The following is a 12,476-nucleotide window of genomic DNA, read 5'->3' as shown; positions in this document are numbered from 1 at the left end:
CGCCGCATCGGCGGCACCCGGACGATCATTCATTCGAAGAAGGACCGGCCGCGCGACTGCGCGGCGACGATGGGCGGACGGTGGCGCTTGACGCGCGCGGCGCCGGACTGTGCCCACATGCGCACGCCCTGCTTGCGGCGATACCATTTCGGCATCGCCAGCTGCTTGTTGCGCCAGCTGTTGCGGCCGTTGCGCGACTTGGCCGGCGCCGGGCGCCACTCGGCGGCCTGCGTGGCCGTCTGGCGCGATGCCGGATCGCCGAGCGCCTCGTTCAGGCGCTCATTGATCTCGGAGGTGTGCCGGCTGACTTCCTGGTGGATGGTCTGCTCGACATTGCGCGCGGCCTCCTCGAACTCGGTGCGCATCTTGCGCAGCTCCTCGAGTTCGATCTCGCGGCTGACTTCGGCCTTCACGTCGGCGATATAGCGCTGCGCGCGGCCGATCAGGGCCCCGGCCGTGCGTGCCACCTTGGGCAGGCGCTCCGGCCCGATGACGACCAGCGCCACCGCGCCGATCAGCGCCAGCTTGGAGATGCCGAGATCGATCATCGGTCAGCGGTGCGCAAACGGTCAGCCTTGCTTGGACTTGTCGCGCGCTTCGACGTCGATGGTCGTCGAATCGTGCAGTTCGCGCGGCGGCTGGCCGGCGGCCTGCTGCCCTTGCTGCGAACCGGCCGGCTTGTCTTCCGAGCCTTCACGCATGCCTTCCTTGAAGCCCTTGACCGCGCTGCCGAGGTCCGAACCGATGTTGCGCAGCTTCTTGGTGCCGAACACCATCATGATGATCAGCAGCACGATCAGCCAGTGCCAAATGCTAAAGGAACCCATGTCCTACTCCCACGTAAGTACGGCTGGCGGCACCGCAGCGATGGCGGCGCCATGATTGATGTTACGGATTGGCGTACATCGGCTTGCTGTCGTTGAGATACAGCCAGCCCTTCACGATACGATACAGCATCCAGATGCCCAGGGCCCACAGTACGGCGAAGCCGAGAAAGGCCAGCGGGATCAGCAGCACGCCGATCACACCCCACAATACGCACCACCAGAACGAACGGATCTGCCAGCGGAAATGCGATTCGTACAGCGTGCCCCGCACATCGTCGCGCTTCACGTATCCGACGATGATGGCAATCAGTGCGGTGATGCCGCCGGTCAGCCAGAAAATGGCGTACAGCGCATACAGGATGTGGGTCAGCCGCCGCAGTCCGGCCAGCCGTTCCGCATCGTCCGTCAGCGCCATCGCCGATCCGTATTTGTCCACGCTGCCTCCCTGCGGCGATCGGCCGCCGTGTCAGTCACCCGCGGCCTCAGTCACCGGCCGCATCGCGCGCCTGCGACTTGCGCAGCGCCTTCTCCTCCAGGCCCGAGAGCCCTTCGCGGCGCGCCAGTTCGTTGACCACGTCGTCGGGCGTCAGGTCGAAGTGCGACAGCAGCACCATGGTGTGGAACCACAGGTCGGCCACCTCGTAGACGACCTTGCCGCGCGCCTCGTCGGTCATGCCGGCGGCGCGGGCGTCCTTGGCGGCCATCACGGTCTCGGTGGCCTCTTCGCCGATCTTCTTGAGGATGGCGTCGTCGCCCTTGTGGAACAGACGGGCGATGTAGCTCTTCTCCGGGTCACCGCCGTTGGCGAGCTTGCGGGATTCGAGCACCTCGCCCAGGCGGCGCAGGGTGTCACTCATGGTTGTGGCCGGGCTTGCCGGCGTAGATGTCGTCAGGATTCTTGAGCACGGGTTCGACGGTGTGCCAATCGCCGTCCTCCGCGGTGCCCTCGAATTTCTGGAAGAAGCACGCGTGGCGACCAGTATGGCAGGCGATGCCGCCGACCTGCGTGACGCGGAGCAAGACCACGTCTTCGTCGCAGTCGAGGCGAATCTCGTGCACCTGCTGGATGTGGCCGGACTCCTCGCCTTTGTGCCACAGGCGTTTGCGCGAGCGCGACCAGAACACGGCCTCGCCGGTCTCGACCGTCTTCTGCAGCGCTTCGCGGTTCATGAAGGCAAACATCAGGACGTCATTGCTGCCCTGCTCCTGCACGATGACCGGCACCAGCCCGTGATCGTCCCACTTCACCTTGTTGAGCCATTTCCTGGACATGATCACATCCGCACCGGAATATCTTGTTGCGCCATGAACCGCTTGGCCTCGCCGACCGTGTGTTCGCCGTAGTGGAAGATGCTCGCGGCGAGCACCGCGTCGGCATGCCCCAGCTTGATGCCGTCGGCCAGATGCTGCAGGTTGCCGACCCCGCCCGAGGCAATGACCGGCACCGGCACAGCATCCGACACCGCGCGCGTCAGTTCCAGATCGAAGCCGCTCTTGGTGCCGTCGCGGTCCATGCTGGTCAGCAGGATCTCGCCAGCGCCGCGTCGCGCCATCTCGCGGGCCCAGGCCACGGCATCGAGGCCGGTCGCCTTGCGCCCGCCGTGCGTGAAGACTTCCCAGCGCGGCGGCTCGCCGTCGGCCGACACCTTCTTGGCATCGATGGCCACCACGATGCACTGCGCGCCGTGGCGAGCGCTGGCGTCCGACACCAGCTGCGGATTCGCCACCGCGGACGAGTTCATGCTGATCTTGTCGGCACCCGCGTTCAGCAGCCGGCGCACATCTTCGAGCGCGCGCACGCCGCCGCCGACAGTCAGCGGAATGAACACCTGCGACGCCACCGCTTCGATGATGTGCAGGATCAGGTCGCGCCCGTCGGACGTCGCGGTGATGTCGAGAAAAGTGATTTCATCGGCGCCCTGCTCGTCGTAACGGCGCGCGATCTCGACGGGGTCGCCCGCGTCGCGCAATTCGACGAAATTGACGCCCTTGACCACCCGGCCGTTGGTCACGTCCAGGCAGGGGATGATTCGTTTGGCTAGCATGATGAGGCAGGCGTCGATACGCCCGGAATGCCCTAAAGACCCGGACCCGGCGGGCCCGGGAGAGACCGCTTAGGCCGCGCCGAGCTTGTCCGCGTGGTCCTGCGCTTCCCGGAAATTGAGGTCGCCCGAGTAGATGGCGCGCCCGCAGATCACGCCCTCCACGCCCTCGCTCTCCACGGCGCACAGGTGGTCGATGTCCTTCAGGCTGGACAGGCCGCCGCTGGCGATCACCGGGATCGACACCGACTGCGCCAGCTTGACCGTCGCGTCGATATTGATGCCCTGCAGCATGCCATCGCGGCCGATGTCGGTGTAGATGATGGATTCGACGCCGTAGTCTTCGTACTTGCGGGCCAGATCCACCACTTCATGGCCGGTCAGCTTGCTCCAGCCGTCGGTCGCCACCTTGCCGTCGCGGGCATCGAGCCCAACGATGATGTGGCCGCCGAACGCGGTGCAGGCGTCCTGCAGGAAGCCCGGATTCTTGACCGCCGCCGTGCCGATGATGACGTACGACAGCCCGTCGTCCAGCCAGCGTTCGATGGTGTTGAGATCGCGGATGCCGCCGCCGAGCTGCACCGGAATCTCACTGCCCACCTCGGCGATGATGGCCTTGATCGCCGCCTCGTTGCGGGGCTTGCCCACGAAGGCGCCGTTCAGATCGACCAGATGCAGCCGGCGCGCGCCCTGGTCGACCCAATGCCGCGCCATGGCGGCGGGGTCTTCCGAGAACACGGTGGCTTGATCCATATCGCCTTGTTTGAGGCGCACACACTGACCGTCCTTCAGGTCGATGGCCGGGATGAGCAACATAAGCGTGACGACAAAGTTGAGGGGGAAAAATAAAAAACAGGTTCGAAAAAACGGGTGCGTCTGTGACGAACGACGTCAGGGCTTCCAGTGCACGAAATTCCGGTAGATCTGCAAGCCGGCCTGCGCACTTTTTTCCGGGTGAAACTGTGTTGCGAAAATATTATCCCGGGCAATGGCGCAGGTAAACCGCACACCGTATTCGGTCTCCCCGACCGATTCGTCGGGGTGCGCCGGCCGTGCATAGTAACTGTGCACGAAGTAAAAGTAGCTCTGGTCCGGCACGCCGGCCCACAGCGCATGGGTTCGGCTCTGGTGCACGCGGTTCCAGCCCATCTGAGGCACTTTGTACCGCGAACCGTCCGGCTGCAACCGGCCGTCCAGGTCGAAGCGGATCACATCGCCGGAAATCAGCCCCAGGCCCGCCGTGAACGCCTCGCCGGCGCGCGCCTCGGCGCTGCGCTCCAGCAGCATCTGTTCGCCCACGCACACGCCGAGCATCGGCTTGGTGCGCGCGGCCTCGAGCACGGCTTCGCGCAGTCCGGACTGGTCGAAGGCCGCCATGCAGTCGGGCATGGCGCCCTGCCCCGGCAGCACCACCCGGTCAGCGGCCCGGATCTCGTCGGCCTGCGCACTGATGCGCACATCGGCGTCCGGGGCAACGGTACGCAGGGCCTGCGCCACCGAGCGCAGGTTGCCCATGCCGTAATCGACAATTGCAATCGTAGTCATGATTTGAGAACAGGCAACAGGGTTTTCAGCCCGTCGACGATGAATTCCACGGCCAGCGCCGCGAGGATCAACCCCATCAGGCGCGTGCCGACGTTGATACCGGTGCGGCCGATCACGCGGGCGATCGGCTCGGCTGCGCGCAGCACGATCCACACCACCAGCGCGATCAGCACGCCCACGCCGGCCAGGAAGAGCAGCTCGTACCAGTGCTGAGTCTTGCCCGCGTAGACGATCACCGTGCTGATCGAGCCCGGGCCCGTCAGCAAGGGGATCGCCAGCGGCACCACCGCGATGCTGGCCCGCACGCCGGCCTCGTCCTCTTCCTCCGGCGTGGCCTTGGTGCGGCTGGTCTGCGCGTTCAGCATGTTCAGCGCGATCATGATCATGATGATCCCGCCGCCCACCTGCAGCGAGCCGACCGAAAAACCGAAGAAACCGATGATCTGCTCGCCCAGCAGCGCGCTGATGCCGATCACCAGCGCCACCGAAACCGACGCGGTCTTGATCGTGCGCCGCTTTTCCTCATCCGTCTGGCTCTCGGTCAAACTGATGAAGAACGGGATCGCCCCGATCGGGTTGATCAGTGCCAGCAGCGAAAAGAAGCTCTTGGTCAGATCCATGGGATCGGGTGGCCGGTCAGGTATCGGGCGGGCGCGGCCGTGCCGATGCGTGGAATCAGAGCGCGCCCTTGGTCGACGGGATCGTGCCGGCGGCACGCGGATCGATCTCCACCGCCATGCGCAGCGCGCGGCCGAAGGCCTTGAACACGGTTTCGATCTGGTGATGCGCGTTGACGCCGCGCAGGTTGTCGATATGCAGCGTCACGCCGGCATGGTTGACGAACCCGCGGAAGAATTCGATGGACAGGTCCACGTCGAAGCTGCCCACGCGCGCCCGCGTGAACGGCACGTGGAACTCCAGGCCCGGACGGCCGGAGAAGTCGATCACCACGCGCGACAGGGCTTCGTCCAGCGGCACGTAGCTATGGCCGTAGCGCACGATGCCCTTCTTGTCGCCGATAGCCTTGGCGACCGCCTGGCCGAGCGTGATGCCGACGTCTTCCACGGTGTGGTGATCGTCGATGTGGGTGTCGCCGGTGGCCGTGACGTCCAGGTCGACCATGCCATGACGGGCGATCTGGTCGAGCATGTGGTCGAGGAAGGGAACGCCGGTATTCAGCGTCTGCTTGCCCGTGCCGTCCAGATCAAGGGCGACGCGGATCTGCGTTTCGGAGGTGTTGCGAGTGACCTCGGCACGGCGGCTCATGGGGTGTCCTGCAGCGATGCGGCAAAGGCATCAAGAAATTGCGCATTTTCTTCGGGGTTGCTGACCGTCACGCGCAGACAGTTGGCCAGCAACGGGTGCATTTTACTGACGTTTTTGACCAGGACCCGCCGTTTGAGCAAGCGCTCGAACAGGCCGGCGGCATCGGGCACGCGCAGCAGCAGGAAATTGGCGGCGCTCGGGAACACCGTCACGCCCGGCTGGGCGGACAGCGCATCGATCAGCCGGGTACGCTCGGCACGCAGGGTCGCTGCCTGGGCATCGAGCACGTCCACGTGGTCGAGCACGAACGCGGCGGTGGCTTCGGTCAGCACGTTCACGTTGTACGGCGGGCGCACCTTGTCGAGCTCGGCGATCCACTTCGGGTGGCCGGCCACGTAGCCCAGGCGGATGCCCGCCAGGCCCAGCTTGGAGACGGTGCGCATCACCAGCAGGTGGTCGAACTCGGGCAGGCGCGGCATCCAGCTGTGCTGGGCAAACGGCTGATAGGCCTCGTCGACCACCACCAGGCTCTGGCACACCGGCCCGCGCGCGGCGCGGAGGAGCGCATCCATGTCGGCCGCGTCGAACAGGTTGCCGGTCGGGTTGTTCGGATAGGCCAGGTAGATGACGGCGGGCTGGTGCTCGGCCATGGCGGCCAGCATCGCTTCGCGGTCGAGGGTGAGATCGGCCCTGAGCGGCACGCCCACGAACTTCAGCCCCATCAGCTGCGCCGACATCGCATACATCACGAAGCCCGGCACCGGCGCCAGCACGGTCGCGCCGGGCTTGGCCGCGGCGATGGCGATCAGGCTGATGATCTCGTCCGAGCCGTTGCCCAGCAGCACGTCGGCGCCGGCCGGCACGCGCATCACGCGCTTGAGCTGGGCCTTGAGCGCGTCGGCGGTGGGCACCGGGTAGCGGTTCAGCGCCACCTCGGCCAGCCGCTTGCCGAGCGCGTCGCGCAGCATGGCCGGCAGATGGTAGGGGTTCTCCATCGCGTCCAGCTTGACCATGCCGGAGGCGTCGGGCACGTGGTACGCGCCCATCGCGCGCACATCGTCGCGCACGATGCGGCCGAGCAGGTCATCGAGAGAGGGCTGGACAGGTGCGTTGGCGTTCATGGTCATGCGGATCGGATCACTCGGTGGTGGTGCGCTGCAGGCGGTATTCAGCGCTGCGGGCATGCGCCTGCAACCCCTCGCCGTAGGCCAGTTCGGAGGCGATCTCGCCCAGCATCTGCGCGCCCGCCTCGCTCACCTCGATCAGACTGGAGCGCTTGATGAAGTCGTACACGCCCAGCGGCGACGAGAAGCGCGCCGTGCGCGAGGTCGGCAGCACGTGGTTCGGGCCCGCGCAGTAGTCGCCCAGCGACTCGCTGGTGTACTTGCCGAGGAAGATGGCGCCGGCATGGCGGATGCGCTCGGCCCACTGGCGCGGGTTCTCGGCCGAGATCTCCAGGTGCTCCGGCGCGATGTCGTTGGCGATCTCGCACGCCTCGTCCATGTCGCGTACCTGGATCAGCGCGCCGCGGCCCGACAGCGAGGCGGCAATCACCTCCTTGCGCGGCATGTCGTCGAGCTGGCGCCGGATGCTGGCTTCCACCTGGGCGATGAAGCCGGCGTCCGGGCACAGCAGGATCGACTGCGCAAGCTCGTCGTGCTCGGCCTGCGAGAACAGGTCCATCGCCACCCAGTCCGGATCGGTGGTGCCGTCGCAGATGACGAGGATCTCGGACGGCCCGGCGATCATGTCGATGCCGACCGTGCCGAACACGCGCCGCTTGGCCGCCGCCACGTAGGCGTTGCCCGGGCCGACGATCTTGTCGACGGCGGGCACGGTCTCGGTGCCATAGGCCAGTGCGCCCACCGCCTGCGCGCCGCCGATGGTGAACACGCGGTCCACTCCGGCGATGCAGGCCGCGGCCAGCACCAGTTCGTTGCGCACGCCGCCCGGCGTGGGCACCACCATGATGATTTCCTTGACGCCGGCCACACGCGCCGGAATCGCGTTCATCAGCACCGACGACGGGTACGCCGCCTTGCCGCCCGGCACGTAGATGCCGACGCGGTCGAGCGGCGTGACCTTCTGGCCGAGCACGGTGCCGTCGGCTTCCGCGTACTCCCAGCTATGCGTGCCGCACTCGATCTTCTGCTTCTCGTGGTAGGCGCGCACGCGGGCGGCGGCGGCCTCCAGCGCGGCGCGGCGCGTGGGCTCCAGGCCGTCCAGCGCGGCCTGCAGCACCACCGGCGACAGCTCCAGCGCGGCCACGCTGTCGGCTTCGACGCGGTCGAAGCGCAGCGTGGTCTCCAGCACGGCGGCGTCGCCGCGCACCTTCACGTCGGCCAGGATCTGCGCGGCGGCGCGGTCGATGGCTTCGTCTTCGCTCGCCTCGAAGGCGAGCACCTGGCGCAGTTGCGCCGCGAATCCGGCGTCGGCCGAATCCAGTTTGCGGAGGGTCAGGCTCATGCGGGTTCTCCGACACGCTCGGGCTCGGCACCGGCCGGCCGCGAAGCGCGCTCGAAAGCGTCGAGGATGGGCGCCAACCGTTCGCGCTTGAGCTTCAGCGCGGCCTGGTTGACGACCAGCCGGGACGAGATCTGCACGATCTCCTCCACCTCGACGAGGTTGTTCGCGCGCAGCGTGCCGCCGGTGCTGACCAGGTCGACGATGGCATCGGCCAGGCCCACCAGCGGACCCAGCTCCATCGAGCCGTACAGCTTGATCAGGTCGACGTGCACGCCCTTCTTGGCGAAATGCTCGCGCGCGGTGTTCAAATACTTGGTGGCCACCGACAGCCGCGCGCCCTGGCGCACTGCGCTGGCATAGTCGAAGCCGGCCGGCACCGCCACCGACATGCGGCAGCGGGCGATGTTCAGGTCGATCGGCGCATACAGGCCCGCCATGCCGTGCTCCATCAGCACGTCGCGGCCGGCCACGCCGAAATCCGCCGCGCCGTACTGCACGTAGGTCGGCACGTCGGAGGCGCGCACGATGATCACGCGCAGCGCCGGATCGGAGGTCGGCAGGATCAGCTTGCGCGAGGTTTCCGGATCTTCGGTCACCTCGATGCCGGCCGCCTTCAGCAGCGGCAGCGTCTCTTCAAAGATGCGCCCCTTCGACAGTGCCAGCGTGAGCTGGTCGGAGGCGGACTGGAAAGCGTTCATGGCGGCCCTTATGCCCTCTTAACCTTGGATGCGGCGGATCTTCGCGCCCACCGCCGACAGCTTGTCCTCGATGCAGTCGTAGCCACGATCGAGGTGATAGATGCGGTCGACCAGCGTTTCGCCCTGCGCCACCAGGCCGGCGATCACCAGGCTGGCCGAGGCGCGCAGGTCGGTCGCCATCACGGTCGCGCCCGAGAGCTGCTCCACGCCCGTGACTGCCGCCGTGTTGCCTTCGGTGATGATGTTGGCGCCCAGGCGGTTCAATTCCTGCACGTGCATGAAGCGGTTCTCGAAGATCGTCTCCGTCACCAGCGCAGCCCCTTCGGCGATGCAGTTCAGCATCATGAACTGCGCCTGCATGTCGGTCGGGAAGGCTGGGTATTCCGAGGTGCGGAAGCTGACCGCCTTCGGGCGGCCGTGCATCTGCACGCGGATCCAGTCGTCGCCCATGGTGAGCGTCACGCCGGCTTCGCGCAGCTTGTCGAGCACCGCGTCGAGAATGCCCGGCGGCACGCCGCGCAGCGTCACGTCGCCGCCGGCCGCGGCCACCGCGCACAGGAACGTGCCGGCCTCGATGCGGTCGGCGATGACGGTGTGCTCGGCACCCCTGAGCGCTTCGACGCCCTGCACCACCAGGCGGTCGGTGCCGATGCCGTCGATGCGCGCGCCCATCTTCACCAGCAGGTTGGCGAGGTCGGTCACCTCCGGCTCGCGCGCGGCGTTTTCCAGCACGGTCTCGCCGTCGGCCAGCACGGCGGCCATCAGCAGGTTCTCGGTGCCGGTCACGGTCACCATGTCGGTGACGATGCGCGCGCCGTGCAGCCGCTTGGCGCCGTCGGCGAGCTTGGCTTCGATGTAGCCGTGCTCGATGACGATCTCGGCGCCCATCTGCTGCAGGCCCTTGATGTGCTGGTCGACCGGCCGCGCGCCGATGCCGCAGCCGCCCGGCAACGACACGCGCGCGTGGCCGAAGCGCGCCAGCAGCGGCCCCAGCACAAGGATCGACGCGCGCATGGTCTTCACCAGGTCGTACGGCGCTTCCGGCGCATCGATGGCGGCGGCATCGAGCGTGACGTCATGGCCGTCCTGCGTGCCCTCCACGCCCATCTGGCGCAGCAGCTTGAGCATGGTGCGCACATCCTGCAGGTTGGGCACGTTGTGCAGCGTGAGCGGCTCGGGCGTCAGCAGCGCGGCGCACATGATCGGCAGCGCGGCGTTCTTGGCGCCGGAAACGCGGATTTCGCCCGACAGCGGGCCATTGCCTTCGATCAGCAGTTTGTCCATGAGCGAGACATCACGTCGTACGGGGCGCTCGGCGAGCGCGGGGTCGGAATCGGTATCGGCGGCAGCCGGGGTGGGATCGAGCTCGGCCATGTCAGGGTCTCCACTCGGCCGGCGTCAGGGTCTTCATGGACAGGGCATGGATCTCCGCGCGCATGCGGTCGCCCAGCGCCGCGTAGACGAGCTGGTGGCGCTGGATCAGTCGCTTGCCTTCGAACTGCACGCTGACGATGGTGGCGAAGAAGTGCTGGCCGTCGCCCTCGACTTCGAGGTGTTCGCACGGCAGGCCGGCTTCGATGTACTGCTTGATTTGTTCGGGTGTGGGCAACATGGCCTTCCCTTCTCCAGAAACGTTAGGGTGGTGCGTCTTGGTTTGTTATCGACGCATCAATGGCGCAGCTTGTAGCCCGTGCGAAGCATCTGCAGGGCGATCCCCCCCACCACGACCAGCGCGACCACCATCACGCCGAGGCTGGTCGCCACCGGCACGTCGGACACCCCGAAGAAGCCGTAGCGAAAGCCGTCGATCATGTAGAAGAACGGGTTGGCGTGGGACACCACCTGCCAGAAGGCGGGCAGCGAATGGATCGAATAGAACACGCCCGCCAGGAAAGTGGCCGGCACGATCAGGAAATTTTGGAACGCCGCGAGCTGGTCGAACTTCTCGGCCCAGATGCCGGCGATCAGCCCCAGCGTCCCGAGCACGGCCGCGCCCAGGATGGCGAAGACGATGATCCACAGCGGCTGCGCGAAGTGCAGGTGGGCAAACCACGCCGTCACGACGAGCACGCCCGCGCCCACCGCCAGCCCGCGGATCACCGAGGCAACCACGTACGCGCCGAACATCTCCCAGTGCGACAGCGGCGGCAACATGATGAACACCAGGTTGCCCGTGATCTTCGACTGGATCAGCGACGACGAGCTGTTGGCGAACGCGTTCTGCAGCACGCTCATCATCACCAGGCCCGGGATCAGGAACGCGGTGTAGCCGATCTGGCCGAACACCTGCACGTGGTCTTCCAGCACGTGGCCGAAGATCAGCAGGTACAGCAGCGCGGTCAACACCGGCGCGGCCACGGTCTGGAAGCTGACCTTCCAGAAGCGCAGCACTTCCTTGTACAGCAGCGTGCGAAAGCCGGTCCAGCGGCCCGGGCGGATCTGCGGAATGGCGCTCATGCGGCAGGCTCCAGCGCGGAATCGGGAATCGCCGGCACGCCCGGCGCGGCGGGCATGCCGCCCTCGCGCCGCATGATCTGCACGAACACGTCTTCCAGGTCGGCCTTGGCGATCTCCATGTCGTCGATCTCGCAGCCGGCCTGGCGACAGGTGGAAAGAATCTGCTCGACTTCGCCGTAGCCCGACAGGCGCAGCCGCACGCCGCGCTCACCGTGGTTGCCCGGCATGCGCAGCCCTTCCAGCGACGCCGGCAGTGCTCCGCGGGAAAAGCTCAGCACGAGCTGCAGCCCGGCGAACTGCGACAGCAGGTTGGCGGTGCGGTCCAGCGCCACCACCTCGCCGAACTTGAGCATGGCGATGCGGTCGCACAGCGATTCCGCCTCTTCCAGGTAGTGCGTGGTCAGCACGACGGTGTGGCCCTCGCGGTTCAGGCGCGCGATGAACTTCCACAGCGTCTGGCGCAGTTCGACGTCCACGCCGGCGGTCGGCTCATCGAGCACGATCACCGGCGGGCGGTGCACCAGCGCCTGCGCCACCAGCACGCGGCGCTTCATGCCGCCGGACAGGGCACGCATGTTGGCGTCCGCCTTGGAGGTCAGGTCGAGGTTGGCCATCACCTCGTCGATCCAGTCGTCGTTCCGGGTCAGGCCGAAGTAGCCCGATTGCAGCCGCAGCGTCTCGCGCACAGAGAAGAACGGATCGAACACCAGCTCCTGCGGCACCACGCCCAGCATGCGGCGCGCCATCCGGTAGTCGGACACCACATCGTGGCCGAGCACGCGCACCTGACCGGAATCGGCGCGATTCAGACCCGCGAGGATCGAGATCAGCGTGGTCTTGCCCGCGCCGTTCGGGCCCAGCAGACCGAAAAACTCGCCCTGCTCAACGGACAGGCTCACGCCCTTGAGCGCTTGCAACGACTTGTAGCGCTTGCGGACGTCAGCGATTTCGATGGCTTTCATGGCCGGCTATATGAACTGCTCTGCTCTTTGGGGGCGCAAGAATCACTTCGATCGACAAGGCCCGGACGCCGCATGCGACGGCGGCAGAGCGACAAACCCAGGATTATAGGGGAACTGCACCAGGGGCCGCCGGCACGGCTTGCGGCGCCGGACCGGGGTTGCCACGAGCGCGCGGCTCATGGCCGGAGCGCGGCATCGCGATGTGGGGAAGAC

The 12,476-nt window shown here is 66.8% G+C and carries 17 protein-coding genes; all 17 read right to left on the bottom strand.

Annotated elements, in window-relative coordinates:
• Window positions 1-29: 29 nt before the first annotated feature.
• Entirely contained in the window at window positions 30-548 is a 519-nt protein-coding gene (tatB, locus tag GO999_RS02215) for a Sec-independent protein translocase protein TatB (protein ID WP_011002846.1), read from the bottom strand.
• A gap of 21 nt (window positions 549-569) precedes the next feature.
• Complete coding sequence (gene tatA / locus GO999_RS02210; protein WP_011002847.1) at window positions 570-827, bottom strand: Sec-independent protein translocase subunit TatA; 258 nt, start codon at window positions 825-827, stop codon at window positions 570-572.
• Window positions 828-888: 61 nt separating this feature from the next.
• On the bottom strand, window positions 889-1,242 hold the full coding sequence (locus GO999_RS02205; RefSeq protein ID WP_209317307.1) for a DUF4870 family protein: 354 nt from the start codon (window positions 1,240-1,242) through the stop codon (window positions 889-891).
• A 67-nt stretch (window positions 1,243-1,309) separates the two neighbouring features.
• The gene (locus GO999_RS02200) at window positions 1,310-1,684 is read right to left on the bottom strand and encodes a phosphoribosyl-ATP diphosphatase (protein ID WP_011002849.1); all 375 of its coding nucleotides are present in this window, start codon (window positions 1,682-1,684) and stop codon (window positions 1,310-1,312) included.
• Window positions 1,677-2,099, bottom strand: coding sequence for a phosphoribosyl-AMP cyclohydrolase (gene hisI / locus GO999_RS02195; protein ID WP_011002850.1), 423 nt, complete (start codon window positions 2,097-2,099; stop codon window positions 1,677-1,679). Before hisI ends, GO999_RS02200 begins: the two co-directional genes overlap by 8 nt.
• A gap of 2 nt (window positions 2,100-2,101) precedes the next feature.
• Complete coding sequence (gene hisF, locus GO999_RS02190) at window positions 2,102-2,872, bottom strand: imidazole glycerol phosphate synthase subunit HisF (RefSeq protein ID WP_011002851.1); 771 nt, start codon at window positions 2,870-2,872, stop codon at window positions 2,102-2,104.
• 69 nt (window positions 2,873-2,941) lie between these two features.
• Window positions 2,942-3,685, bottom strand: a complete 744-nt coding sequence (hisA, locus tag GO999_RS02185; RefSeq protein ID WP_011002852.1) for a 1-(5-phosphoribosyl)-5-[(5-phosphoribosylamino)methylideneamino]imidazole-4-carboxamide isomerase — start codon at window positions 3,683-3,685, stop codon at window positions 2,942-2,944.
• Between the two features lie 75 nt (window positions 3,686-3,760).
• Window positions 3,761-4,414, bottom strand: coding sequence for an imidazole glycerol phosphate synthase subunit HisH (gene hisH, locus GO999_RS02180; RefSeq protein ID WP_016725127.1), 654 nt, complete (start codon window positions 4,412-4,414; stop codon window positions 3,761-3,763).
• Window positions 4,411-5,034 carry a MarC family protein gene (locus tag GO999_RS02175; protein ID WP_011002854.1) on the bottom strand — a complete coding sequence of 208 codons (624 nt, stop codon included), beginning with the start codon at window positions 5,032-5,034 and terminating at the stop codon, window positions 4,411-4,413. Before GO999_RS02175 ends, hisH begins: the two co-directional genes overlap by 4 nt.
• Before the next feature lie 55 nt (window positions 5,035-5,089).
• Window positions 5,090-5,680: an imidazoleglycerol-phosphate dehydratase HisB gene (gene hisB, locus GO999_RS02170; RefSeq protein WP_011002855.1), complete on the bottom strand. Its 591-nt coding sequence runs from the start codon at window positions 5,678-5,680 to the stop codon at window positions 5,090-5,092.
• On the bottom strand, window positions 5,677-6,807 hold the full coding sequence (gene hisC, locus GO999_RS02165; protein WP_016725129.1) for a histidinol-phosphate transaminase: 1,131 nt from the start codon (window positions 6,805-6,807) through the stop codon (window positions 5,677-5,679). The genes hisB and hisC overlap by 4 nt, the downstream gene beginning before the upstream one ends.
• A 10-nt stretch (window positions 6,808-6,817) precedes the next feature.
• Entirely contained in the window at window positions 6,818-8,146 is a 1,329-nt protein-coding gene (hisD, locus tag GO999_RS02160) for a histidinol dehydrogenase (RefSeq protein ID WP_011002857.1), read from the bottom strand.
• Window positions 8,143-8,844, bottom strand: a complete 702-nt coding sequence (gene hisG / locus GO999_RS02155; RefSeq protein ID WP_016725130.1) for an ATP phosphoribosyltransferase — start codon at window positions 8,842-8,844, stop codon at window positions 8,143-8,145. Before hisG ends, hisD begins: the two co-directional genes overlap by 4 nt.
• An 18-nt stretch (window positions 8,845-8,862) precedes the next feature.
• Window positions 8,863-10,128, bottom strand: a complete 1,266-nt coding sequence (murA, locus tag GO999_RS02150) for a UDP-N-acetylglucosamine 1-carboxyvinyltransferase (RefSeq protein WP_043897943.1) — start codon at window positions 10,126-10,128, stop codon at window positions 8,863-8,865.
• Window positions 10,129-10,219: 91 nt separating this feature from the next.
• Window positions 10,220-10,456: a BolA family protein gene (locus tag GO999_RS02145; RefSeq protein ID WP_118871992.1), complete on the bottom strand. Its 237-nt coding sequence runs from the start codon at window positions 10,454-10,456 to the stop codon at window positions 10,220-10,222.
• A gap of 56 nt (window positions 10,457-10,512) precedes the next feature.
• Entirely contained in the window at window positions 10,513-11,301 is a 789-nt protein-coding gene (locus GO999_RS02140; RefSeq protein WP_011002860.1) for an ABC transporter permease, read from the bottom strand.
• The gene (locus tag GO999_RS02135) at window positions 11,298-12,263 is read right to left on the bottom strand and encodes an ABC transporter ATP-binding protein (protein WP_019718888.1); all 966 of its coding nucleotides are present in this window, start codon (window positions 12,261-12,263) and stop codon (window positions 11,298-11,300) included. Before GO999_RS02135 ends, GO999_RS02140 begins: the two co-directional genes overlap by 4 nt.
• Between the last annotated feature and the right edge of the window lie 213 nt (window positions 12,264-12,476).

The organism is Ralstonia nicotianae (assembly GCF_018243235.1).
Taxonomy (GTDB): domain Bacteria; phylum Pseudomonadota; class Gammaproteobacteria; order Burkholderiales; family Burkholderiaceae; genus Ralstonia; species Ralstonia nicotianae.
This window is presented reverse-complemented; position numbering and strand designations above follow the sequence as displayed.